At 69.6% G+C, this 23,229-nt stretch carries 17 protein-coding genes, 1 tRNA gene and 1 pseudogene; 10 read left to right on the top strand and 9 right to left on the bottom strand.

Annotated features, from left to right (window positions below; translation table 11 throughout):
- A pseudogene (locus AB0M46_RS36700) lies at nucleotides 1-367 on the bottom strand (hypothetical protein); the annotation flags it as partial.
- 307 nt (nucleotides 368-674) lie between these two features.
- Entirely contained in the window at nucleotides 675-827 is a 153-nt protein-coding gene (locus AB0M46_RS36695; protein ID WP_344616509.1) for a DUF5679 domain-containing protein, read from the bottom strand.
- A 377-nt stretch (nucleotides 828-1,204) separates the two neighbouring features.
- Between AB0M46_RS36695 and AB0M46_RS36690 the strand changes: the two genes are divergently transcribed.
- The gene (locus tag AB0M46_RS36690; protein ID WP_363343863.1) at nucleotides 1,205-1,729 is read left to right on the top strand and encodes a M48 family metallopeptidase; all 525 of its coding nucleotides are present in this window, start codon (nucleotides 1,205-1,207) and stop codon (nucleotides 1,727-1,729) included.
- Nucleotides 1,726-2,316, top strand: a complete 591-nt coding sequence (locus tag AB0M46_RS36685) for a hypothetical protein (RefSeq protein ID WP_363343861.1) — start codon at nucleotides 1,726-1,728, stop codon at nucleotides 2,314-2,316. Before AB0M46_RS36690 ends, AB0M46_RS36685 begins: the two co-directional genes overlap by 4 nt.
- A gap of 113 nt (nucleotides 2,317-2,429) precedes the next feature.
- Here AB0M46_RS36685 and AB0M46_RS36680 read toward each other — a convergent pair whose 3' ends face one another.
- Nucleotides 2,430-3,776, bottom strand: a complete 1,347-nt coding sequence (locus AB0M46_RS36680; RefSeq protein ID WP_363343859.1) for a zinc-dependent metalloprotease — start codon at nucleotides 3,774-3,776, stop codon at nucleotides 2,430-2,432.
- Between the two features lie 56 nt (nucleotides 3,777-3,832).
- Here AB0M46_RS36680 and AB0M46_RS36675 point away from each other — a divergent pair, with 56 nt between their 5' ends.
- The 3 genes from AB0M46_RS36675 to AB0M46_RS36665 all read left to right on the top strand — a co-directional run bounded on the left by AB0M46_RS36675 (nucleotide 3,833) and on the right by AB0M46_RS36665 (nucleotide 8,110).
- Nucleotides 3,833-4,867 carry a PDZ domain-containing protein gene (locus tag AB0M46_RS36675; protein ID WP_363343857.1) on the top strand — a complete coding sequence of 345 codons (1,035 nt, stop codon included), beginning with the start codon at nucleotides 3,833-3,835 and terminating at the stop codon, nucleotides 4,865-4,867.
- Between the two features lie 49 nt (nucleotides 4,868-4,916).
- A complete protein-coding gene (locus AB0M46_RS36670; RefSeq protein WP_363343865.1) occupies nucleotides 4,917-7,922 on the top strand; it encodes a UPF0182 family protein in 3,006 nt (1,001 codons plus the stop codon).
- 114 nt (nucleotides 7,923-8,036) lie between these two features.
- A tRNA-Met gene (locus AB0M46_RS36665) sits at nucleotides 8,037-8,110 on the top strand.
- A gap of 380 nt (nucleotides 8,111-8,490) precedes the next feature.
- Here the strand turns inward: AB0M46_RS36665 and AB0M46_RS36660 are convergent.
- Nucleotides 8,491-12,372, bottom strand: a complete 3,882-nt coding sequence (locus AB0M46_RS36660; protein ID WP_363343855.1) for a ThuA domain-containing protein — start codon at nucleotides 12,370-12,372, stop codon at nucleotides 8,491-8,493.
- 705 nt (nucleotides 12,373-13,077) lie between these two features.
- Between AB0M46_RS36660 and AB0M46_RS36655 the strand changes: the two genes are divergently transcribed.
- Together AB0M46_RS36655 and AB0M46_RS36650 are read left to right on the top strand one after the other, a co-directional pair.
- The gene (locus tag AB0M46_RS36655; protein WP_363343853.1) at nucleotides 13,078-13,620 is read left to right on the top strand and encodes a SigE family RNA polymerase sigma factor; all 543 of its coding nucleotides are present in this window, start codon (nucleotides 13,078-13,080) and stop codon (nucleotides 13,618-13,620) included.
- Nucleotides 13,617-14,843 (top strand): hypothetical protein, encoded by a 1,227-nt coding sequence (locus tag AB0M46_RS36650; protein WP_363343851.1) that lies wholly within the window; start codon nucleotides 13,617-13,619, stop codon nucleotides 14,841-14,843. Before AB0M46_RS36655 ends, AB0M46_RS36650 begins: the two co-directional genes overlap by 4 nt.
- A 163-nt stretch (nucleotides 14,844-15,006) precedes the next feature.
- Here AB0M46_RS36650 and AB0M46_RS36645 read toward each other — a convergent pair whose 3' ends face one another.
- Nucleotides 15,007-15,147 carry a hypothetical protein gene (locus tag AB0M46_RS36645; protein WP_363343849.1) on the bottom strand — a complete coding sequence of 47 codons (141 nt, stop codon included), beginning with the start codon at nucleotides 15,145-15,147 and terminating at the stop codon, nucleotides 15,007-15,009.
- Between the two features lie 92 nt (nucleotides 15,148-15,239).
- Between AB0M46_RS36645 and AB0M46_RS36640 the strand changes: the two genes are divergently transcribed.
- Both AB0M46_RS36640 and AB0M46_RS36635 read left to right on the top strand, forming a co-directional pair.
- Nucleotides 15,240-15,563 carry a Uma2 family endonuclease gene (locus AB0M46_RS36640; protein ID WP_363343847.1) on the top strand — a complete coding sequence of 108 codons (324 nt, stop codon included), beginning with the start codon at nucleotides 15,240-15,242 and terminating at the stop codon, nucleotides 15,561-15,563.
- Nucleotides 15,564-15,918: 355 nt separating this feature from the next.
- Nucleotides 15,919-16,416, top strand: a complete 498-nt coding sequence (locus AB0M46_RS36635) for a hypothetical protein (RefSeq protein WP_363343845.1) — start codon at nucleotides 15,919-15,921, stop codon at nucleotides 16,414-16,416.
- A 206-nt stretch (nucleotides 16,417-16,622) separates the two neighbouring features.
- Here AB0M46_RS36635 and AB0M46_RS36630 read toward each other — a convergent pair whose 3' ends face one another.
- Both AB0M46_RS36630 and AB0M46_RS36625 read right to left on the bottom strand, forming a co-directional pair.
- Nucleotides 16,623-18,047 (bottom strand): ricin-type beta-trefoil lectin domain protein, encoded by a 1,425-nt coding sequence (locus AB0M46_RS36630; protein ID WP_363343843.1) that lies wholly within the window; start codon nucleotides 18,045-18,047, stop codon nucleotides 16,623-16,625.
- A 95-nt stretch (nucleotides 18,048-18,142) separates the two neighbouring features.
- Nucleotides 18,143-20,020 (bottom strand): ricin-type beta-trefoil lectin domain protein, encoded by a 1,878-nt coding sequence (locus AB0M46_RS36625; protein WP_363343841.1) that lies wholly within the window; start codon nucleotides 20,018-20,020, stop codon nucleotides 18,143-18,145.
- A gap of 190 nt (nucleotides 20,021-20,210) precedes the next feature.
- On the opposite strand from AB0M46_RS36625, the gene AB0M46_RS36620 reads away from it, so the two are divergent.
- Nucleotides 20,211-21,227 (top strand): substrate-binding domain-containing protein, encoded by a 1,017-nt coding sequence (locus AB0M46_RS36620; protein WP_363343839.1) that lies wholly within the window; start codon nucleotides 20,211-20,213, stop codon nucleotides 21,225-21,227.
- A 62-nt stretch (nucleotides 21,228-21,289) separates the two neighbouring features.
- Here the strand turns inward: AB0M46_RS36620 and AB0M46_RS36615 are convergent, their stop codons facing one another.
- On the bottom strand, nucleotides 21,290-22,147 hold the full coding sequence (locus AB0M46_RS36615; protein ID WP_363343837.1) for a 3-hydroxybutyryl-CoA dehydrogenase: 858 nt from the start codon (nucleotides 22,145-22,147) through the stop codon (nucleotides 21,290-21,292).
- On the bottom strand, nucleotides 22,144-23,184 hold the full coding sequence (locus AB0M46_RS36610; RefSeq protein ID WP_363343835.1) for a ketoacyl-ACP synthase III: 1,041 nt from the start codon (nucleotides 23,182-23,184) through the stop codon (nucleotides 22,144-22,146). Before AB0M46_RS36610 ends, AB0M46_RS36615 begins: the two co-directional genes overlap by 4 nt.
- Nucleotides 23,185-23,229 lie beyond the last annotated feature (45 nt).

Raw genomic sequence — 23,229 nt, 5'->3', positions numbered from 1 at the left:
CATCGGCGGGCGTCCGGGCGTCGTCGCCGGCCCGCAGGCGCAGGCCGATGGCGGCCGCCTCGACGGTCAGGCGGGCGCCCACGTGGCCGGGCAGGCCGGTGGGCAGCAGCGCGTGGGAGCTGACCAGCAGGCCCGACGAGCGCAGCGCCTGGATCAGGTCGAGCACGTCGGAGCCGTCGAGGCCGATCGCCTCCGCCTCGGCCACCAGGGTGTGCACGGTGTGCCGGCCGTTGAGCAGGTCGAGGGCGCGGGCCAGTTCGGGGCGGTTCAGTTCGAGGACGATCGCCGTGGCCGGGTCGGTGCCGAGCTGGATGGTGCGTTCGTCGCGCCAGAGGCGTCGCAGGCCGGGCAGGAGCGTCGGTCGCATAGACCACCATTAACACGGCCGGGCGCCGGCCGACGCGGTTATCCACAGGATGATCCACCGTCGGCCGGCGTTATCCACAGCTTGGCGCCGGGTTGTCCACAGGTAGGGGCGCATACGGAGTGGGGGTATGCACGGTTTTGTGGGGAATCCGCGAGAACCCGCTTAACCGAAAAATCGGATATGTCCGCCAAATTGGCGGACATATCCGGGCCGAATGCCAGGTGTGGACGGGGCCCCTGGCGGGGTTGCGTCGTTCGGCCCGGGTGTGGGCCACGTGCGGGGCGGGCGTCGAGGGCGCCCGGGAGCGTCAGGCCTTGCCGAGGATCCGGTTGACCGTGGTGCCACAGACCGGGCACGGGCCCTTCGCCGTCTTCATGCCGTTCTTCGAGATGGCGATCTCGCCCTCGAAGTCCCGCTTCTCCTTGCACTTGACGCAGTAGCCGTTGTAAGTCTCGGCCACGATGCCCTCCTCATCTCGGTCCGGCACGTCCCGCGTACCGGTGCTGACCAGCTAGGCCAACGTGGTGAGTGTGCCTTGTCGGACACTCGGGGAAAGTGTGGTTAGACGGGACACGCCGAGCGTAATCGGAAGATCTTCCTCCAACCGCACCGTACACACTATGCACAGGCTGGGGATAACCGTGTGGGCAACGCTGTGGGTTGCTGTGGATGAAATCCCGCCCCGGTCCCGGAGCGGGCCGGACTTCCGGCGGAATCTTTCCGGCGAGTCACCACGAATGGGTGACTTACGGACGCGCTCCCGGAGATTGGCCCTTGCGAAGGGATGGCCGCCTCCGGCTAGCGTTCCTCCGTGAGCGGTACCCGAGGGGGGCCGGCATGACACGCAAGCCGGTCATCGAGGTGCGGCGCAGCAAGCGCCGCCGACGCACGGTGTCTGCCTACCGCGACGGTGAGCGGGTGGTCGTGCTGATACCGGCCCAGTTCTCCCGTGCGGAGGAGCGTGAGTGGGTCGACCGCATGCTGGAGCGGCTCGCCACCCGTGAGCAGCGCGCCCACCGCACCGACGTCGAGCTGACCGCCCGCGCGCAGCGCCTTGCCACCCGTTACCTGCCCGACCACCCCGCGGCCGCCCGTCCGGCGAGCGTGCGGTGGGTGCAGAACCAGAACGGCCGTTGGGGATCTTGCACGCCGGACGACGGTACCATCCGGATCTCCCACCGCGTTCAGGAGATGCCGGACTGGGTGATCGACTACGTACTGCTGCACGAGCTGTCACACTTGGTCATCCCGAACCACAGCAGCGCCTTCTGGGCGCTGGTGGCCCGCTATCCGAAGGCCGAGCGGGCCCGGGGGTATCTTGAGGGGGTGTCGGCGGCAGCGAACCTGGGGATCACCGAGTGACAGTGGCCGCGGTCGTTGCGCTGCTGGTGCCGGTGACCTGGTCGCCGCCCGGCACCGACCTGGACTCCTGGCGGGCCGCGATGGCCGAGGACCTCGTCGATCTGCTCACCCCGCTGCCGCGCGTCCAGCCGGCCATCGCCGCCGTCGCGGACGACCTGCCGCTGGCCGCCAAGATCGCCTGGCCGTCGACCCGCATCTACCGGGTCGAGGCCCCGACCATCCGCGCCGCCCTGGCCGCGGCGGGCGCTGATGGCCACGACAAGGCCGCGGTGGTCCTGGCCGACGCGCCCGACCTGCCGGCCATGCTCATCGGCAAGCTGCTGCGTCCGCTGTCCACCCGCCACCTTGCCGTTGCGCCGGCGCACGACGGGGGCCTGCTCGGCGCCGCCGCCCGCCTGCCGTTGCCGGACTGGGTGCCGGAGCTGGACACCGAGGCCGGCGACGTGGTCACCGCCCGGCGCCCGGCCCCCGAGCCCACCATGGTCGCCGCCGCCCCGGGCTGGCACCGCCTCCGCGGCCCGGCCGACCTGCGCCGCCTCGACCCTGGCCTGGACGGCTGGGAGGCCACCCGCGCGATCCTGACCTGAGAAAGCGGACAAATGGCCGCTTAGGTCGCGTCGGCGGTTTCGAGGGAAGCATCGAGCGGCGATCGAAGCTGGCGTTTATCCCTTGCCAGCTTCGATCCGCCAGGAGCAGGGGACTACTCCTTGGGCTCCCCGCCGGTCTCGTCGTTGAAGCCCAGGTCGCCCAGGTCGAGCTGGGTCCGCGCGAACATCTCCGGATCCGCGAACGCCTCCTCGTCGGGCAGCAGGTCCGGGTGGCCCCACAGCGCGTCCCGGCCGCTGATGCCCCGGTGCTCGGTCAGCGCGTTCCACAGCGCCGTGGCCTCGCGCAGCCGCCGCGGCCGCAGCTCCAGCCCGACGAGGGCCGCGAAGGTCTGCTCCGCCGGACCGCCGGCCGCCCGGCGGCGGCGGAAGGCCTCCGAGAGGCGCACCACGTCGGGGAGGCGGTCGCCGGCGGCGCGGTCGACGACGTGGCAGACCCAGCCCTCGACCAGCGCCAGCGCGGTCTCCAGCCGGGCCAGCGCGGCCCGTTGCTGCGGCGTGTCCTCGGGCGTGAAGATGCCTTCGAGCACCAGCTCCTGCGGGTCGGTGCCCATGGTCGTTGGGTCGAAGCGGCTCATCGCCTCCTCGATCGCCTCGCGGTCGACGTGGATCCCGGCCGCGTAGGCCTCCACGGCGGCGAAGACGTGCCCGCGCAGCCACGGCACGTGGCCGAAGAGCCGCTGGTGGGCCGCCTCGCGCAGGGCCACGTAGAGGCGCACCTGGTCGTCGGGGATCTCCAGGCCCTTGCCGTACTCCGCGATGTTGGCCGGCACCAGCGCCGCCGTGCCCGTCGGGCCGAGCGGCAGGCCGATGTCGCCGGCCGAGAGCACCTCGGCGGCGAGCGAGCCGAGCGCGGTGCCCAGCTGACCGCCGAGCAGCGCCCCGCCCAGGGAGGCGACCATCGAGGTCATCGGGCCCATCTGGGCGCGCATCTCCTCGGGCACCAGCTCGGTCATCGCCGACACCATGCGGGCCGCCACCGGGTCGCACAGCTTGCGCCAGACCGGCAGGGTCTGGTTCAGCCACTCGCCGCGGCTCCAGGCCGAGGTTGCGCGCACGCCCGACGGGAGGGAGGACTCGGGCTCGAGCCACAGGTCGGCCAGGCGCAGCGCCTCGATCACCGCGGCGCGCTCCACGGCGGTCACCGCCGGGTCGCCGACCGGCTTGCTGGCCTCGCTGTCCGCCTCGGGCGACGGCACCTGCACCTCGGCGCCGGGCATGGCGAAACCGACCGGGAACTGCGACATGCCCCCCGCCGGGCCGTTGCCGGTCAGGTGGGCCTGGGCCAGTTGGCGGGCCAGATCCCAGTTGACCGGACCGCCGCTGGGCGTGGCGAACAGCTGCTGCAGCTGGCTCAGGAATTGCTGCATCTGGCGCGGATCATTGGGATCCGGCACGTCGCCGCCGGACGGACCGAAGCCGAACGGGATGTCTGCGGGCATTCCTCAACGGTACTCGCTTCCAGGTGCGACGGGTCGGGGGCGCTAGGCTCGCCGCCATGAGACGTCGTGGGCTCACCGTGCTGATCGGCGCGTTGCTGCTGTTGGTGCTGTCCTGGCAGGCGACCGTGGTCAAGGTGCCGTATGTCGAGATGGGGCCCGGACCGACGTACGACACCCTGGGAACAGACACGGGCAAGCCCGACGGCCATCCGATCATCAGCGTCGAGGGGGCCACGGCCACCAAGTCCAAGGGCCAGCTGCGCATGACCACGGTGTCGGTGCAGCCGGAGCTCACGCTCTACGAGGCGATGGCCGGCTGGTTCCAGCACGACCACGCTGTCGTACCGCGGGAGCTCATCTACCCGCCCGACCGCACCCAGCGGCAGGTCGACGAGGACAACGCCCGCGACTTCCAGCAGTCCCAGACCTCGGCCGAGACGGTGGCGCTGCGCAAGCTCGGCTACCCGGTGCTCGTCACCGTCAGTGAGGTGAGCGAGGGCTTCCCGGCCGTCGGCAAGCTGCAGAAGGACGACGTCATCAAGGCCGTGGACGGCACCGCCGTCGACTCGCCGGACAAGCTCACCGAGCTGGTGCGGGCCAAGCCGGCCGGCACCGCGCGCCAGGTGGAGATCGTCCGCGGCGGGCAGACGCAGACCGTCGAGATCGCCACCAAGGCCGGCGACGACGGCAACCCGCGCCTCGGCGTGCAGGTGGGCACCACCCAGCCGCACCCCTTCAAGCTGACCATCCAGCTGGACAAGATCGGCGGCCCGTCGGCCGGCCTCATGTTCACGCTCGGCATCATCGACACCATCGAGCCGGAGGACCTGACCGGCGGGATGATCATCGCCGGCACGGGCACGATCGACGACGCCGGCAACGTCGGGCCGATCGGCGGCATCCCGCACAAGCTGGTCGCGGCGAAGGCGGCCGGGGCCAAGGTGTTCCTCACGCCGGCCAGCAACTGCGCCGAGGCGATGGACAATGCGCAGCGCGGCCTGCCCCTCGTCAAGGTGACCAACGTGGACGACGCGCTGGCGGCCCTGGAGGCGCTGCGAGCAGGGCGGACGCCGGCTTTGTGCAGCCGATGACTACGCTGAACGAGTTTCCATACGCGAACGGGCGGAGCCGACCGTGGTAATGCGTAATCCGATGACCAGGGTGAGCCGGCGTGGCCGGGTCACGATCGCCGTGCTGGTGGTCGTCTTCCTGTTGTTCACGCTGTTCGACCGGTTGGTCGGTGCGTGGGCGGACTACCTGTGGTTTTCCGAGGTCAAGTACCCCCAGGTCTTCACCGGGGTGCTCACGACCCGGATCTGGATGTTCCTGATCTTCGGGGTGGCGGTCGGGCTGGTCATCGCCGGCAACCTCTACCTCGCCTACCGCGCCCGCCCGCTGCTGCGCCCGCACTCGGCCGAGCAGCACGCGCTGGACCGCTACCGGCTGTTCCTCCTGCCCCACATGATGGGCTGGATCGTCCTGGTCGCCGGCCTGATCGGGCTCTTCTCCGGGCTCTCGGCCCAGGGTCACTGGCAGGACTGGATGCTGTTCAGCAACAGCACCCCGTTCGGCAAGACCGACCCCGAGTTCCACGTCGACCTGTCGTTCTACGTGTTCGAGTACCCGTTCTGGCGCTACCTGCTGGGCGTGGCCTTCACGACCGTGGTCTTCTCCCTGCTCGGCGCGCTGGCCCTGCACTACCTCTTCGGCGGGGTCCGGCTGCAGGGCGCCGGCGAGCGGATGACCGCCGCCGCCCGGGCCCACCTGACCGCCCTCGTCGCGACGTTCGTGCTGCTCAAGGCGGCCGCCTACTTCCTGGACCGGCGCGGCCTGCTGCTGGACAAGTTCCCCACCCAGGACCTCTACGGCGCCGGCTACACCAACATCAACGCCCTGCTGCCGGCCAAGGAGATCCTGGCCTGGATCTCGATCATCGTGGCGATCGCGATCCTGGTCTTCTCCAACGCGTTCATGCGCAACCTGGTGTGGCCGGGCCTGGCCCTGGGCCTGCTCGCCCTGTCGGCGGTCGCGGTCGGCGGCATCTACCCGGCCGCGGTGCAGTCCTTCACCGTGAAGCCGAGCCAGCTGCAGAAGGAGTCGCCGTACTTCCAGTACGCGATCGACGCCACCAGGGACGCGTTCGGCCTCAAGGACGTCAAGGTCGAGGCCTACTCGGCGGATAACACCAACCCGCCGGGCAGCCTGCTCGACGGCAAGGACCCCACGGTCGCCAACATCCGGCTGCTCGACCCGGCCGTCGTCGGCGACACGTACACCCAGCAGCAGCAGGTCCGGGGCTTCTACGAGTTCAACCCGAAGCTCGACATCGACCGCTACACGATCGACGGCAAGACGCAGGACTACATCGTCGGCGTCCGTGAGATCCGCTACGACCAGCTGCAGCAGAACAACTGGCAGAACCGTCACAGCGTGTACACCCACGGCTACGGGTTCGTGGCCGCCCCCGCCAACCAGGTCGTCTGCAGCGGCCAGCCGCTGTACGTCTCGGGCTTCTTCGGCGACTCGGCCCAGTCGGACGCCAAGGCCGCGGACGAGAGCTGCGTGGCCGACAAGGACAAGATCCCGGTCACCAACCCGCAGATCTACTACGGCGAGCAGATGGGCGACGTCTACGCGATCGTCGGCAAGTCCAAGCAGTCCGACCGCGACGCCGAGTTCAACGTGCCGACCGGGGGCGAGGACCAGTCGAGCACCTACTCGACGTACGACGGCAGCGGTGGCGTCGCGGTCAACAACTTCTGGCGCCGGATGCTCTTCGCCGCCTACTTCCGCGAGACGAACTTCCTGCTCTCCGGGGTGCTCAACGACCACTCCAAGGTCCTGTACGTGCGCGACCCGGAGACCCGGGTGCGCAACATCGCCCCGTTCCTGACTCTGGACAGCGACCCGTATCCGGCCGTGGTCGACGGCAAGATCCTGTGGATCATCGACGGCTACACGACGTCGGCGACGTACCCGTACGCGCAGAAGCTGGACTGGAACACCGCGATCCAGGACTCCTCGACCGCCGGGCGGGTTTTCCCGGAGCCCCGCCAGGACGTTAACTACCTGCGCAACTCCGTGAAGGCCACCGTCGACGCCTACACCGGCGAGGTCAAGCTCTACGCCTTCGACGACCAGGACCCGGTGCTCAAGACCTGGAACAAGGCCTTCGGTGGCAAGCTGGTCCAGCCCCGCTCGGCGATCTCGCAGGGCCTGATGGACCACCTGCGCTACCCCGAGGACCAGTTCAAGGTCCAGCGCGACCTGCTCAGCCGCTTCCACGTCACCTCGCCGGACGGCTTCTTCTCGGGGCAGGACTTCTGGGAGGTCCCGAAGGACCCGGCCAACAGCGCGGCCGACCAGCCGCCGTACTACATCGTCGCCCAGCTGCCCAAGCAGGACTCGCCCCGCTTCCAGCTCACCGCCGCGATGGCGCCGCGCAAGCGGGGCAACCTGGCCTCCATCATGTCCGCCTCGTACGTCAACGGGCAGCCCCGCTTCGAGGTGCTGGAGCTGCCGGCCAACACGGCGATCCAGGGCCCGAACCAGACGCACGCCAGCATGACCTCGCTCGTCGACGCGAGAAAGGACCTGACCCAGTTCGCGTCGAGCAACTCCGACGTCATCTATGGCAACCTGCTCTCGCTGCCGGTCGCCAACGGCATGCTGTACGTCGAGCCGATCTATCTGAAAAACAAGAACGACAAGGCCTTCCCGCGCATGCAGAAGGTGCTGGTGGCCTACGGTCCGAAGTACATGGCCTACGCCGACACGCTCGCCCAGGGCCTGCAACAGCTGGTCAAACAGGTGACGGGCCAGGCGCCGCCGCCGCAGACCGACAACCCCGGCCAGGGCGCCCAACCCACCGGCAACCAGCCGAGCACGCCCCAGATCCAGGAAACGATCACCGCCATGAACAAGGCGATCGCGGACCTGGAGGCGGCGCAGAAGTCCGGCGACTTCGAGGCCTACGGCAAGGCCCTCAAGGCCCTGCAGGACGCCATCGCGAGGTACGAGGACGCGGTGAAGGCGGCGGGTGGCACCTCGCCGGCCTCGCCCTCAGCGGGCGCCTCCCCGGGCCCGTCCGCGTCCGCCTCGACCGGCACGTCTGCGGCCGCTTCGCCGCAGCCTTCCGCGGGCTGATCGCGTGCGCGTCACCCGGGCCGGGGCAACGATCCCGGCCCGGGTGACGCCGGACACGTCCCTCTCCGCCGATTTGGAACCCGGGACGAACGTGCGCTAATCTAAACAAGCCGACGCGGGGTGGAGCAGCTCGGTAGCTCGCTGGGCTCATAACCCAGAGGTCGCAGGTTCAAATCCTGTCCCCGCTACTCATCTGAACGGCCCCTGCTCACGCAGGGGCCGTTCGCCTTTGATGAGTAGCCTTTCCCGCTCGCTTCGCTCGCTCCTGAGGAGTGGGGGAGCTTCGCTCCACCCACGCCCCCTCAACTGCTGCGGTGGGTGCGCTGGTGGCGAGTGGGGGAGCTTCGCTCCACCCATGGCCCCTCAACTGCTGCGGTGGGTGCGCTGGTCGGAGGTGGGTGCGCTCGTCGGGGGTGGGTGCGCTGGTCGGGTTTGGTTCACGCATGCCGTCCCAGCTGCGGTGGGGGCGGTGGGTGCGCTGGTCGGGTTTGCGCTCAGCCGCAGCCCCTCGACGGGTGGGCGCGGAGGGCCCGGGGCGGGCCCTCCGCGCTTGGTGCGGGTTTGCGGGCTAGGCGTAGATCTCGAACTCGAAGAGCGAGTAGCCGTATGCGGTACCGCGAGCGGTGGCGTTGATCCGTACGTACCGGCCGGTGGCGGCGAGGGCGGTGTTGTCGTCCACCCCGCCGTCTCCGTTGGTGATTGTGCGGACCGTTGTCCAGTTCGTGCCGTCGGGCGAGGTCTGGATCGTGTAGTTCTTGCCGTACGCGGCCTCCCAGGTCAGCTTCACCCGGTCGATCGACGTCGGCTGACCCAGGTCGACCTGGATCCACTGCGGGTCGCTGAACGCGCTTGACCAGCGGGTGGTTGCGTTGCCGTCGACCGCGGCGGTCGCTGGGGTGCCGGCGTTCTCCACGCTCGACGCCGTCGCCGGGCGGCTCAGTGCCAGGTTTCCGGTCGGCGGCGGTGGGGTGGTGCCGCCGTAGACCTCGAACTCGAAGAGCGAGTAGCCGTATGCGGTACCGCGAGCGGTGGCGTTGATTCGTACGTATCGGCCGGTGGCGGCGAGGGCGGTGTTGTCGTCCACCCCGCCGTCTCCGTTGGTGATTGTGCGGACCGTTGTCCAGTTCGTGCCGTCGGGCGAGGTCTGGATCGTGTAGTTCTTGCCGTACGCGGCCTCCCAGGTCAGCTTCACCCGGTCGATCGACGTCGGCTGACCCAGGTCGACCTGAATCCACTGCGGATCGCTGAACGCGCTCGACCAGCGGGTGGTGAGGGAGCCGTCCACTGCGGCCGAGGCCGGGGTGCCGGCGTTCTCCACGCTCGACGCCGTCACCGGCCGGTTCAACGCCAGGTTCCCCGACGGGGGCTGCGTCGTGCCGGTCGTGAACGTGAAGTCGTCGATGTCGAAGAGCGAGCCGGTGGTACCGCCGGTGAAGACCAGGTACAGCTGATGCGACCCGGACGGCGGGGTCACCGTCCCCGTCACGTCGGCCCAGGTCTCCCAGCCGCCGGTCGGGGCGACCTGCGCCGTGCCCACCACCGGTCCGGTCGGCGAGTCGGTCCGCAGCGTGATCGTCCCGCCGATGCCGGCGGAGGCGACCCGCGCCGAAAAGCCGGTGGCGCCGGCCAGGTTGTAGGGGTTGAACGAGATCCAGTCACCGTTCTCGATGAACCCGACGGCGTTGCCGCCGTGCGCGCTCGCCTTGGCGGCCAACTGGACGCCGCTCATCGAGCCGAAGTGCTCGGCCTGGCGGGTCAGCGGCTGCAGGACCCGCTGGTCCTGCACCGCGCTGCCGGTCGCCGGGGTGTACTGCGCGTTGATCACCCCGAAGACGTTCGACGACGCGTCGTGCTCACCGTCCACGCTGGTCTGGATCGTCCCGTTGCAGCCGGTCTTACTGGTGATCGGGTGGCCGTGGCTGTCGTGACCCAGGATGTAGCTGACCGTCACCCGGTTGCAGTCGACGGTGCCGTTCGGGTCGGTGACCTGGACCTGGAAGGGCACCGCGTCCCCGAACTTGAACAGGGACCCGTTGACTGGCGTGATCAGCGTGACCGACGGCCGGCCGACCCCGACGACGACGCTGGCCGTTGATATCCGCCCGCCGGTGTCCCGGACCGTCAGCGTCGCGGTGTACTCCCCGTTGGCGGCGTAGGTGAACGTCGGGTTGGCCGCCGTCGAGTCCGTCGTGCCGTCGCTGGTGAAGTCCCAGGCATAGGTGATCGCGTCACCGTCCGGGTCGTTGGTGCCGGCCGAGCTGAACTGCACGGTCAGCGGCGCCGCGCCGGCGCTCGGGGTGGCGCTGGCCTGGGCGATCGGGGCCCGGTTGCCGCCGCTGTTGTACTCGATGCGGTAGAGGGCCGAGTTGGCGTCGCCGCCGAACCAGCCGGTGCCGTAGTCGAGGACGTACAGGGCGCCGTCCGGCCCGAACTCCATGTCCATGATCGCGGTTCCGGACCACGGGAAGGAGTCGATCGCGCCGGCCGTGCCGTTGGCGTTCAGGGTGGCCGTCTTGATCCAGCGGCTGGTGAACTCGCCGAGGAAGACCTTCCCGTTGTACGACGCCGGGAACTTTACGTCGGAGACCAGCGCCGGGTCGAAGTTGTAGACCGGTCCGCCCATCGGTCCGCCGCCGCCCAGCTCGGGCCGCCAGGGTCCCGCGCCGCCGTACGGCAGCCAGCCCGGCTGTGACGGCGGGAGGGTGGTGATGCCCGTGTTGTTCGGTGAGTTGTTGGTCGGCCCACCGGCACAGTTGTACGGGCCGGCCGACGGACCGGAGGGGAATGTGTACTCCTGGTAGGGGGTGTTGTAGTTGGAGCAGTACGGCCAGCCGAAGAAGCCCGGCCCGGTGATCCGGTCGAACGCCACCGTGCCGGCCGGCCCGCGCTGCGGGTCGGCGGTGCCGGCGTCGGGGCCGTAGTCACCGAGGTAGACGACCCCGGTGGCCTTGTCGACGCTCATCCGGAACGGGTTGCGGAAGCCCATCGCGTAGATCTCGGGACGGGTCTTCGCCGTGCCCGGGGCGAACATGTTGCCGGCCGGGATGGTGTAGCCACCCGTTGCGCCCGGCTTGATCCGCAGCACCTTGCCGCGCAGGTCGTTGCTGTTGCCGGCGGTGCGCTGCGCGTCGAACGCGGGGTTGTGGTCGGCCCGCTCGTCCAGCGGCGCATAGCCGCCCGAGTCGAACGGGTTGGTGTCGTCGCCGGTGGACAGGTAGAGGTTGCCGGCGGCGTCGAAGTCGATGTCACCACCGACGTGGCAGCACTGGCCCCGGCTGGTCGGCACGTCCAGGACCGTCACCTGCGAGTTCAGGTCGATCGTGTTGTCGTCCCGCACGGTGAACCGGGCCAGCTTGTTGGAGCCGTTGAACGGGGCGAACTGCGCCGCCGTGCCCGTCGCCGGCGAGTCGCCGCCCGGGGTGCTCAGCGGCGGCGCGTAGTACACGTACACCCAGTGGTTGCTGGCGAAGTTCGGATCCGCCTTGATGCTCTGCAGGCCCTCCTCGTCGTGGCTGTACACCGCCAGCTGCCCCGCCACCTTGGTGTTGCCGTTGACGTCGGTGTAGCGGATGACGCCGTCGCGTGAGGTGTGCAGCACGCCGCGGTTGGGCAGGACGGTGAGCCCCATCGGCTCGCCCGTCTCGGCCACGCCCTTGGCCAGCGTCACCTGCGAGAAGGTGCCGGCCTGCGGCGGCTGGGTGCCGACCGTGCAGTTGCCGACGCCCTGCGCCGCGTAGCGGATGCCGCCGAGCAGGTGGGTGCGGAAGTTGGCCTCGGTGTAGCTCTCCTGGGTGTGTCCGAGGCCGGTGTACCACGAGCGACCGCCGTCATACGCACGGCACCACGAGATCGGGTGGTCGTTGTTCATGGTGCCGCCCGTGTAGCTGGTCTCGTCCAGGTTGGCCAGCACGTGCGTGGTCGACCGCGGGTTGGTGCGATAGTTGTACAGCTCGTCGGTCCGGTTCCAGGTCGCCGGCAGCCCGGCCGTCGAGGGGTGGGTCGTGTCCTCGATCCGAACCCGCACCGGCTGGATCGCCGGGTGGCTCGAGAAGTACGCGCCCACCAGGCCGCCGTACCAGGCCCAGTCGTACTCGGTGTCGGCCGCGGCGTGCACGCCGACGTAGCCGCCGCCGGCCCGGATGTAGCGCTCGAACGACGCCTGCTGGTTGGCGTCGAGCACGTCGGCCGTCGTCGAAAGCCAGATGACCGCCTTGAATCGGGCCAGGTTGGCGTCGTTGAACTGCGTGGCGTCCTCGGTCGCTTCGACCGTGAAGTTGTTCTGCGTGCCGAGCTGCTGGATCGCGGCGATGCCCGCCGGGATCGAGTCGTGCCGGAACCCCGCGGTCTTGCTGAAGATCAGCACCGAGAAGTCGGCAGCGAACGCCGGGGCGATGTTGATGCCTACCCCGGCGAGCACGACGGCGACGCAGAGCAGCACTCTGCGAATCATGATCGGATGTACACCTCTCCAGAGGGGAACCACGAAAGACGCGCACCGATCGCGTCTGGATGAGGTCGTTGACACCCGTGCCTCGCCGAAGGCCGCGAGTGCCGAGCCGAGCACCGTAGCGGCGGCGACCGGCGGAACAACATGGAAATCGGGTGTGGGGGCGTCGCCTCCTCAGCGGTGGGAGAGCGCTCTCTCAGTGGGTGTGGATAAGTTAAGCAGAGACATCTGTCATTGGGAAGGCCATCGACGGCTGGTTGGCATCAGAACGAGAGAGCGCTCTCTGTTGATCGAGCCGCTCGCCCGCCGCCGGATCACGTCCGGAGAGCCCGTCGCTCGACGGTGGCCATCTCGGAGGAGGCGTCGTGCCGGCAAGCCGAGTGTCGGCGTAGGCGATCCACGGGTCGAGGCGGTGGCTGGTCGGCCCGCGTTGAGACAAGTCCTCCGTACCACCGCCTCCACCCGGCTGGCAGAAGCGGCGGTCCGCGTCAGTTTTCGGACAGCGGTTGGCGAAAAAGCCTGCCGGTGCCGGCAACGCCGGCCGACTCGATTTGCATCTATCAACACACAACAACACGGGCATGCCGGCCGGCGCCCACCGTTCATCGACCTTACGGAAGGAGGACCGTGGTGGCAGCGTCGTCAGCGGTGGTAGCCGGAGCAGATCCAGTCCAATTGGCCAATTCGGGCAGAAAGAGGTTGGTCGGCGTGGATGCCTTGGCCGACGAGTTCGACGATTTCGTGCGGGCCCGCACGCCGTCGCTGTTGCGGTCAGCGTTCCTGCTCACTGGGGACCAGCACCTCGCGGAAGATCTGGTACAGAATGCGTTGATCCACACGCATCGATCATGGCAACGCCTGCACCACGCCGGCAATGCCGAGGCGTACACGCGAAAGATCATGTACCACCAGCAAGTCGCCTGGTGGCGGCGGGGCAAGGTCGTGGAGCGCTTGGCCGAAGATGTGGCGGATGCGATGCGAGGCGCCCGTCGGGGTGGATCAGACGCCGGTGACCACGCGAACGCCACGGCAGTGCGCGTCACCCTGCAGGCAGCGCTGCTGCGGCTGACCAACCGCCAGCGGGCGGTCCTGGTGCTGCGCTTCTTCGAGGACCGCAGCGAGGTTGAGGCGGCCGAACTGATGGGAGTCTCGGTCGGCACTATCAAGAGCCAGACAGCGAAAGCGTTGGCGCGGCTTCGCGTGATCGCACCCGAATTGGACGAGTTCTACTTTACGGGGGTGTCCCGATGAACGGCCTCAACTCGCAGCAGTTCCACGCCGACCTGGCCGAGATCGCGGACCTCGCCACGCCGGTAGACCTGCACGGCCGAGTGCTGCGCGGCTCGAAGCGGCAATCGCAGCGCCGGGCAGTCCTGGTCTCGTTCGCGGCCTTCGCGGTTCTCGCGACCAGTGGCGCCGCCTTCGCGTTGGCGCCGCACCCCAGCGACAGCGCCACGCCGGGCACAACACCAACCGTCTCGAACACCGGCACCACACGCCCCGAGGCATCCCCGACGCCCACCGGCTCGACGGCACCCAGCGGCGCGGCGGGATCGGGCACGCCAGGCGCGTCGAACGTATCAGCCAAACTCACGTTGGGCCCGTGGACGACGTCGAGCGGCAAATCGTCGCTGCCCGGCACGCTGTATTACCTGACGGGAGCGACCACCGGCAGCACCGAACCAATCAAGATCAACGTGCTGGCCGACGGCACCCTGCGTACGGCGACGCTGCAGGGTCCAGTGGGACAGCACGACTGCGCACGCCAGTCCATCGTGTTCTCACCGGACGGCGCCTCGGTGGCGTGGGTCGAGGGCGACAACCAGGCGATCAATGGCGGAGCGCTCGTCGTGGCATCGCTGCGCGACCGCGGGCAGAAGGTCGTCATGAGCGGCCCGGTCCGGTGCGACGGAGGCTCCGGTCCGAAGTGGATGCCCGACTCGCGTGGGCTGGTCGTAAGTGTGGTACGCGGAAACGCGGTTGACGTGAACATCGTCAACGTGAGCACCGGCGAAACCACCGCCGCACCGGCGACCTGGGGTGGCTACCTGGCATGGTCGGCGAACGGCGCCTACGTCGCCTACGGCGAGCAAGGCGAGATCGTCGTCGCCACCGCGGCCGGCAAGGTCACCAAGCGAGTCCCTTACGACATCAACTGCTGCACCGGCGGCTTCTCAGTCCAAAGCGTCTCCAATGACGGCCGCTATGTCGGGGTCAGCTTCCGCAACAGTGACCCGAGCACGGTCCGCAATGCGACGAAGATCGTCGACCTGACCACCGGCAAGGAGGTCGACCTCGGCAGGACTGCACCCCCCAGCGGATCAATCCAGATCATCCTCACCGGAGCCGACCGTCTCTTCTGCATCAAGGTCACCAACGCATCGACAGACGTGGAATTCGACCGCGCCGGCAACCAAGAAAGCTTGTCGATCCCACTGACCGGCCAGCCCCAGATCCGCGCGTACCGCTCCTAGCCAGTCGCCCCCAGGTGCATCGTCGGCGAATGAAGTCTCGTTCGCCGACGATGCACCTGGCTCTACCGGCACGGTGCAGAAATCTGGGCGGTAGCGGTCACTTCGGCGCCGGACCGCCGTCCCAAGATAGGCAATGGGCGGGCGGTCCGGGTGCGGGACGGACTCAGATTTCGGGACCGATGATGGTTGGGCCAGGCGGGTAGGCAACCGACGCCTGCGCCGGGCTGGCCAGTACCGCGAGGCCGAGGCCCAGCGCGAGGCCGGCGACCAGGGCCAGCCGGCGCAACGTGTTGCGGTGCTGCATCTCTGCTCCTTGAGTGTGGATGCGTCATTGACGCCCTCCACTGTCGTACAACGCCCATTTCCAGGTGAGCGTGCTATCACGACATTCGATCCGTGTACCTGTATATGGCGTGCCTGTGGTGCCCGTACCACTTCGGGTCTGGTGGCAGCACGTGTCCATTCGATCAATGCCACCTCGGCGGCGATCTCCTTCTCGTCATCGAGATCGTGTCGCGGGGCTCGGAGGCCATCGACCAGGGCGCCAAGGTGCCGGAGTACGCGGCGGCCGGTATTGGGCAGTACTGGATGGTGGCGCGGGACGCTGCGCAGACGTTGACGCTGCACCGGCTCGGCTCGGACGGAACCTACGAAGTGACGGCCAAGATGCCGTTGGCCTGGCTGCTGCAGACCGCGCCGGCGGACCACATCGGCGGCTGACCGCACCGAACTGACGTGGGAGAAGCGTGCGTGCGTCGCAGCCGCGTGATCCTCTGAGGGTTTGGCGGGCCGGGGAGCGGGTAGGCGCCCGCGGGTGACCACGTCACATAGGAAACCAGACAGAGCCCCCGATGCAGGCCCGGACGAAGCCGAGCTGGTCAGCAACCTCGCGGATTCCGGAGTCGAGAGTTCCGGCTACGCCCCGCCGGCGAGTGGCCCCCGCAGTCCGGAACGGCTCGCCCCGCCCGGCGGTCCGAGCGGTTACGAGGGCGTCGACATCGGGGCGGTACACGCGTTCAGGCGCGGGCGGCTCGAGTCCGCGCGTGAGGCCGTCCTGGCCGACCAGGTTGCGGCCGTGATCGGGCAGCCGGAGCCGCCGTGCACCCCGATCGCCTCCGCCATGCGTCAGGTCATGCAGCACTGCGGCGGCGACGCGGAGCTGCTGGCCTGGCTGGACAAGTTCCCGGGCCGGCCGCAGCTGATCGCCCGGGTGCTCACGCTGGTGGCGCTGCTGGACCGGTTCGGTGACCGGCGGCCCGTCGTCGGGGCGCTGCGGGAGCATCGGATGCGGGCGCCGGACCCGCCGAGCCTGGCCGGCCACCTGCCGGACGTGACCGGTGACGCGGCGCTGGCCTGCCTCGGCGGCGAGATCAAGATGATGCTGGGCGAGGACGATCTGGCGCCGGCCGGTCGGCTCGCCATGGCCGCCGCGGGCCTGCTCGCCGAACTCGGGCCGCACGTCGCGAGAGTGCCCGGCGCCGAGGAACTGGGCGCGCTCGCCGAGCGGTCCCGGACGGGCCTTCACGAGGCCTTGGCCGCGGTGGAGGAGCCGGCGGCGAGACGGGCAAGCTAGGAGGGGTCGGCGGGAAGGTCGCGCCCGATCAATCGGGCTGAAGGCGGTACGTAAAAGGGACCGGCATCCACGGGGGAAGACGCCGGTCCCGCCGACCACTTTACGGCATATGACCCTGATGTACCAAGGTCTATCTTTTGCGGGTCTGGCACAGCGCGGCCCGCCCGCCACACCGGGCGGACGGGCTGCGCTTGCGAACTACGGGATCAGCCGAGCGTCCAGGACTGGTTGGCGGTGCCGCCGCAGGTCCAGATCTGCAGCTGGTTGCCGTCGGCGGTGCTCCAGTCGGTGACGTCCAGGCACTTGCCCGAGCCGGTGTTGACCAGGCTGCCGTTGGCGCCGAGGGTCCAGTTCTGGGCGTTCGAGCCGTTGCAGTCCCAGAGTTGCACCTTGGTGCCGTTGGCGGTGCCGGCCGACGTCACGTCCATGCACTTGCCCAGGGACCGGAAGGTGTTGCCGGTGCGGGTCCACTGCTGGGCGGTGGTGCCGTTGCAGGTGTAGAGCTGCACCTTGGTGCCGTTGGCGGAGCTGGCGGAGGCCACGTCGACGCACTTGCCGCCGTAGCCGTGGATCGGCGTGGTGCTGCCGGCCGGGGGCGTGGTCGGCGGCGTGGTGGTCGGCGGCGGGGTGGTGGTGCCGCCGGTGATCGCCTTGAAGATGTTCGTGAACTGGTAGTTGCTCTGCGGCGTCCCGCTCTGGCCCTGGTTGTCCCGGCCCAGCGCCCAGAACGTGAGCTGCTGGATGCCCTTGCTGGCGGCGAAGGACTCGAGCGCCTGGGCGTTCTGGACGGTGAAGACCTCGGCGCTGGTGTCGTTCACGCCGATCATCGGGCAGTTGCCCTCCATGGCCCACAGCTGCGCGTCGGTCTTGTTGGTCCAGATCTGCCCGAGCTGGTTACGCAGGCCGGTGGCGGCGTTGATGGCGGCCTGGCCCATGTCCATCGCCGGCCCGTAGTCCATGGTCATGATGTTGACCAGGTTGACGTTGAGGTTGTGGCTCTTGGCGTTCTGCAGCAGGGCGATGCCGTTGGACTCCAGGCCGCTCGGGCTGACCGGCAGCGTGTAGTCGACCGCGAGCGTCTTGCCCTGGGCGGCGTAGTCCTGCTGCAGGTTGGCCAGCGCGGTGTTGCGCCGGTCGTTGGCGGCCGTGTTGTTCAGCGTCGAGCCCTCGATGTCGAGGTCGATGCGGGTCAGGTTGAACTGGTCGATGACCTTCTTGTACTGCGCCTGCATCGCCGCGACCGTGCTGCACGAGGCGAGCTCGTCGCCGCCCGCGCCACCGAACGACACGATGACGTCGCCGCCGACCGCGCGCAGGCTGTTGACGGCGTTGTTCCAGCCGGCGTCGGTAACCGGGGTGCTGCCGTTGATGGTGGCGTTACAGGTGCCCTGGCTGATGACGAAGGCCAGCGTGTAGTACTTGTTGCCGGTCGCGTTGTAGGCGGCCATCAGGGTGGACGGGTTGTTCCACATCTCCGCGTACGGCGCGGCGTAGTGGGCGGGGAAGCCCGGGCCGGGGTTGGCGGCGGCCGAGGCTGCACCGATGTTGGCGAACATGACGCCGGCGGTCACCAGCGGCAGCGCGCCGAGCGCCGCGATGAGCGGCAGCCTCCGGGAGCGAGATCGGGGCATGGACAGTTCCTCCGGTTGGACAGGCGGACGACTAGGGGTGGGGTGGGGGCGGCGCCCAGGGTTGGTGGGCGCCGCCGCGCCGGGTCGACGAACGTCTAGGAGGGCAGCGTCCAGAGCTGGTTGGCGCCGCCGAAGCAGGTCCAGATCTGCAGGCGGGTGCCGTCCGCGCTGCTGTTGCCAGTGACATCCAGGCACTTGCCGGAGCCGGTGTTCACGAGCTTCCCGGCGTTGGCCGTCCACTGCTGGGCGGCGCTGCCGTTGCAGTCGTAGATCTGCACGGGCGTGCCGTCGGCGGTGCCGGCGGAGGTGACGTCAAGGCACTTGCCGAGCGCGCGGACGCTGTTGTCGGCGTTGCCGACGGTCCACTGCTGGGCGGTGCTGCCGTTGCAGGTGTACAGCTGCACCGCGGTGCCATTGGCGGAGTTCGCCGCGGCGATGTCGACGCACTTGCCACCGAGGCCCGTGATGGCGCCCGTGCGCGTGCTGCCGCCCCCGCCACCGCCCCCGCCGCTGGTGGTCCCGCTCCAGGTGAACGTCGCCGAGGTCTTGGTCGGCAGGCTGTAGGTGAACGACTGGCCGCCCCAGTTGACCTTCAGGGTCTGCGTCGAGCCGCTGGAGTTGAAGGCGATGAGGGCCTTCGAGCCGTCCGGGTTCTTGAAGGCCACGTTGGGGATGGTGGTGTTCGCGGTCGAGTCGATGCGCACGGCGCCGGGCCGGACGAACTTGGTCAGGTGGCCCATCGTGTAGTACTCGATGGTGTAGTCGACCTGGCCGCTGCGCGAGTCGCCGCGGTGCACCGTGATCAGGCCGGTGCAGGTGCCGCAGCCGCCGTTGTGCGGGCCCATGTTCTGGTCGACGGCGAGGCTCCACTTGGTCCAGGACCGGCCCCAGTTGCGGAAGTAGTCGATCAGGTCGTACATGTCCTCGGACTGCTGGTTGCTGACCCAGGTGCCGCCGGAGTGCTCGGTGAAGTACTGGTTCACGCCGGGGAACTGGTTGTGCACCGTGCTCATCTGCGTCGGGCTGCCGCCGTAGTCGTGCCAGGCGATGCCGCCGAAGTTCGGGTGGTTGCGGATCGCCGAGTCGTTGATCAGCGGCGAGACCCACGTGTCGTACGTGTCGAAGTTCCAGTCGCCGATGAGCAGCTTGGTGCTCAGCCCGGCGCCCTGCAGGGCCGGCAGGAGGTCGTTCTTGGCGAAGGACTGCAGGCCGGAGACGGGCCACTGCATGGACGGGTAGCCGGCGCAGCAACCGGGCTCGTTCTGCTCCGTCACGTAGTTGATGTGCACGCCCTGGGCCTCGTAGCCCTGGATGTACTTCACGAAGTACTGCGCGTACGTCTTGTAGTACTGCGCCTGGAGGTACCCCTGGCTGTACGCGTTGTTGTCCTTCATCCACGGCGGCGCAGACCAGGGCGAGCCGATGACGATGCCGCTCGGGTTGAGGCTCTTCGCCTGCTTGGTCAGCGCCATGACGTCGGCGTCGCGCGACAGCGAGAAGTCGTTGAGGTCGCAGCAGGTGGTGTCGTAGGAGTAGCTGTTCTGGGCCAGGTCCGACGAGCCGATGACGTTGCGCAGCGCGCTGACGCCGATGCCGGCCGTCGGGCTGAACAGCTTCGTCATCACGTCGTTCTGGGTGGCCGAGCTCAGCGCGCCACTGCCGCGGATGTCGAAGGCGGCGGTGTCGGTGAACGACGCGCCGGCGCCCTCGAACGGCTGGTAGGTGGTGCCATCGTTGACGGTGATGGTCTGGTTGGCGCTGCCACTGCTGGCGGTGAACGCGATCGAGTTCTGCTGCTGCAGGCCGCGGGTCACGGTCCGGCCGCCGGCGTCGGAGGTGGTGGTCAGCCAGACGTTGACGCTCTCGTTCGCCGCGTTGGCGAACGTCTGCGGCAGCACGGCGGCGGCCACGGCGGCCGCGGCGACGGCCGCCAGGATTGCCGCCTGACGGGCCCTGGGCTTGGTTTTGGGCATGGGGGATCCCCTTTCGGGGGCGGCGCGACCGGGCGCGGCTGGCGGGCGGCGCGTCTCGGTCGTGATCGGGTGAGGGGGTCGTACACGGCGGGGTGTCACATAGAAAACACCCGATGCTGCGTCATGTCAACGAAACACAGCAAGACATAATGAAACAAGTAACAACTCTTGAGTCACCTATACTGCGCGCGTGCCGAGACGTGCCACGATCCGTGACCTTGCCGACGAGACCGGCGTCTCGGTGGCCACCGTCTCGCGCGTGCTCAACGGGCACACCAACGTCTCCGCGCAGACCCGCGACCTGGTGCTGCGGGCCGCGCACAAGCTGGGCGCGCACGGGCCGCGGGCCCGCTCCGGCCCGGCGGCGGGCGGCGACACCGTGTTCGTGCGCTGCCCGTACGTGCTCAGCGACTACTTCGGGCTGATCGTCTCCTCCATCGTGGAGACCGTCGAGCTGCACGGCATGGGCGTCGTGCTCAACGCCGGCAAGAACGCCGCCGGGCGCAGCCCGCTGCCGATGCTGCCCCAGCGGGCCGGCGTGCGCGGCGCGATCCTCATCCTGCCGCCGGAGCCGGCCGAGGACCTGGCGGTGCTTCGCGACCGGCAGTTCCCGTTCGTGGTGGTCGACCCGCGCACCGCGCCGCCGCGCGACGTCGTCGCGGTGTCCTCGGCCCACTTCGCCGGCGCCCGCAGCGTGATGACCCACCTGGTCGGGCTCGGCCACCGCCGCATCGGCATCATCGGCGGCCCGCGCGAGTGGTCGGTGAGCGACGGCCGGCAGGCCGGCTACATCGCCCCGCTGGTCGACGTCGGCGCCCTCCCGCCGCCCGAGCTGCTGCGCAACGTCTCCGAGCCCAACGAGGAGCAGGGCCACGCGGCCGCCGGCGAGCTGCTCGACCTGCCGTCGCCGCCGACCGCCCTGGCCTGCTTCAACGACAAGATCGCCCTCGGCGCGCTGCGGGCCGCGGCCGAGCGCGGGCTGCGGGTCCCCGCGGAACTGTCGGTGGTCGGCTTCGACGACATCGAGGTCAGCCGGGCCACCAGCCCGATGCTCACCACCGTCCGCCAGCCCCTGGCCGAGCTCGGGCGCATGGCGGTCACCATGCTCCTGCGCATGATGGGCGGCCACGAGCTCGACGCCCTGCACGTCGAGCTGGCCACCGAACTGGTGGTCCGCGGCTCCACCGCCCCGCCGCGAGCGCTGTAACAGTTACAGCTACGTTCTGCCGTATCTGCGGCACTGATCCTTGATCATTCGTCCGGGCGAGCTCAGTACGCGTAGAAACCCTGGCCGCTCTTCTTGCCCAGCAGGCCGGCCTCCACCATGCGCAGCAGCAACGGCGGCGGGGCCACCTTCGGATCGTGCGACTCCTCGTAGAGCGAGGACGCGATGGAGGCGACGGTGTCCAGCCCGATCATGTCGGCGAGCCGCAGCGGGCCCACCGGGTGGGCGCAGCCGAGCGTCATCGCGCTGTCGATCGCCTCCACGGTCACCAGGCCGGCCTCGGCCATCCGGATGGCCGATACGAGGTACGGGATGAGCAGTGCGTTGACGACGAAGCCGGCCCGGTCCGGGGCGGCGACGACCTGCTTGCCCAGCACCGTGGTCACGAACGCCCCGGCCCGCTCGCGGGTCTGCGGCGCGGTCAGCAGCGAGCCGACCAGCTCGACGAGTGGCAGCGCGGTCACCGGGTTGAAGAAGTGCACGCCGATCACCTGCGCGGCCCGCCCGGTGGCCCGGGCCAGCCGGATGATCGGGATGGCCGAGGTGTTGGAGGCGAGGATCGCGTCGGGGTCGTCGACCACCTTGTCGAGGGTGGCGAAGATTTCGAGCTTGGTCGGCTCGTGCTCGCGGACCGCCTCAATAACCAGCTGACGGTCGGCTAGGTCGCCGAGGTCGGTGGTGAACCGGATGCGGGACAGGGCCGCGTCGCGCTCCTGCTCGGTAACGGTGCCCTTGCGCATGCCCTTGCCGAGCGAGCCGGCCACCCGCTTGCGGCCGGCCTCCGCCGACGCCGGGCTGGCCACGGCGACCAGCACGTCGACGTCGCGCCTCGCGCACACGTCGGCGATGCCGGAGCCCATGATGCCGCAGCCCACGATCCCGACCCGCTGAATGTCGCTCATCGCGTCTCCTCCCCGAAAGCGCGGCCTGACCAGCGCAGCAGGCAGGCGCCGATGGACATGCCCCCGCCGAAGCCGGCGAGGAGCACGAGGTCGCCGTCGGTGAGGGAGCCTGTCCGGTTGACCTCGTCGAGGGTCACCGGCACCGAGGCGCTGCCGATGTTGCCGTACCGCTCCAGGGTGTGCAGTGTCCGCGCGCCCGCGAGCCCGCAGCGCTTGACCAGCTCGTCGAGCAGGACCCCGTTGGCCTGGTGCGGCACGAAGTGGTCGACCTCGTCGAGGCCGTAGCCGGCCCGCTCGACCAGCGCGGCCAGGGTCGGCGGCACGTTCTCCATGACGAAGTCGCGCACGCCGCGGCCGTCCATGCGGAAGTAGTGCTCGCCGGCGTCGACCGTCTCCCGCGTCGGCGGGCGGCGGCTGCCCCCGGCCTCGATGCGGATGAGCTTCTCGGTGCCGCGGTGGTTGACCAGGTCGAGGTCGATGATGCCGTACCCCTCGGGGACCGGCCCCAGCACGGCCGCACCGGCGCCGTCGCCGAACAGCACGGCCGTGCGGCGGTCGCCGAAGTCCAGGATGCGCGAGTAGATGTCGGCCCCGACGACGAGCGCGTGCGCGCCCGGGTGCAGCGACACCAGCCCGCGGGCCAGCGCCATGGCGTAGACGAAGCCGCTGCACACCGCGTTGATGTCGAAGCAGGCGGCCCGGGAGGCCGACAGCGCGCTCTGCACGAGGCTCGACGTCGGCGGCATCGGGTGGTCGCCGGTCGACGTGCTCACCACGAGGTAGTCGATCCGGTCCGGCTCGATGCCGGCCTGCGCCAGGGCGTTGGCGGCGGCGCGGGCGGCCAGGTCGGAGGTGGCCTCCTCGGGCGCGGCCCGGCGGCGCGCCCGGATCCGGGTCTTGCGCTCGATCCAGCCCGGTTCCACCCCGACGAGGCGCTCCACCTCGTCGCTGGGAACCTCGTGGGCGGGCAGGTAGGACCCGGTGGCGAGGATGCCCACCGGGGGAGCGATCGTCGTCCTGAAGGCGGTCACGGTCACCAGACCCTCCTCGGCTGCGGACCAGCTCCCGGGCGGGCCCGAGAT

This window comes from Dactylosporangium sp. NPDC051485 (genome assembly GCF_040682015.1).
Classification (GTDB): domain Bacteria; phylum Actinomycetota; class Actinomycetes; order Mycobacteriales; family Micromonosporaceae; genus Dactylosporangium.
This window is presented reverse-complemented; position numbering and strand designations above follow the sequence as displayed.

Excerpts from the sequence above, each read along its gene's own strand:
- AB0M46_RS36690 (WP_363343863.1), top strand. The coding sequence starts at position 1,205 with ATGACACGCAAGCCGGTCATCGAGGTGCGGCGCAGCAAGCGCCGCCGA.
- AB0M46_RS36680 (WP_363343859.1), bottom strand. The coding sequence starts at position 3,776 with ATGCCCGCAGACATCCCGTTCGGCTTCGGTCCGTCCGGCGGCGACGTG.
- AB0M46_RS36675 (WP_363343857.1), top strand. The coding sequence starts at position 3,833 with ATGAGACGTCGTGGGCTCACCGTGCTGATCGGCGCGTTGCTGCTGTTG.
- AB0M46_RS36670 (WP_363343865.1), top strand. The coding sequence starts at position 4,917 with ATGCGTAATCCGATGACCAGGGTGAGCCGGCGTGGCCGGGTCACGATC.
- AB0M46_RS36660 (WP_363343855.1), bottom strand. The coding sequence starts at position 12,372 with ATGATTCGCAGAGTGCTGCTCTGCGTCGCCGTCGTGCTCGCCGGGGTA.
- AB0M46_RS36650 (WP_363343851.1), top strand. The coding sequence starts at position 13,617 with ATGAACGGCCTCAACTCGCAGCAGTTCCACGCCGACCTGGCCGAGATC.
- AB0M46_RS36645 (WP_363343849.1), bottom strand. The coding sequence starts at position 15,147 with ATGCAGCACCGCAACACGTTGCGCCGGCTGGCCCTGGTCGCCGGCCTC.
- AB0M46_RS36630 (WP_363343843.1), bottom strand. The coding sequence starts at position 18,047 with ATGCCCCGATCTCGCTCCCGGAGGCTGCCGCTCATCGCGGCGCTCGGC.
- AB0M46_RS36625 (WP_363343841.1), bottom strand. The coding sequence starts at position 20,020 with ATGCCCAAAACCAAGCCCAGGGCCCGTCAGGCGGCAATCCTGGCGGCC.
- AB0M46_RS36615 (WP_363343837.1), bottom strand. The coding sequence starts at position 22,147 with ATGAGCGACATTCAGCGGGTCGGGATCGTGGGCTGCGGCATCATGGGC.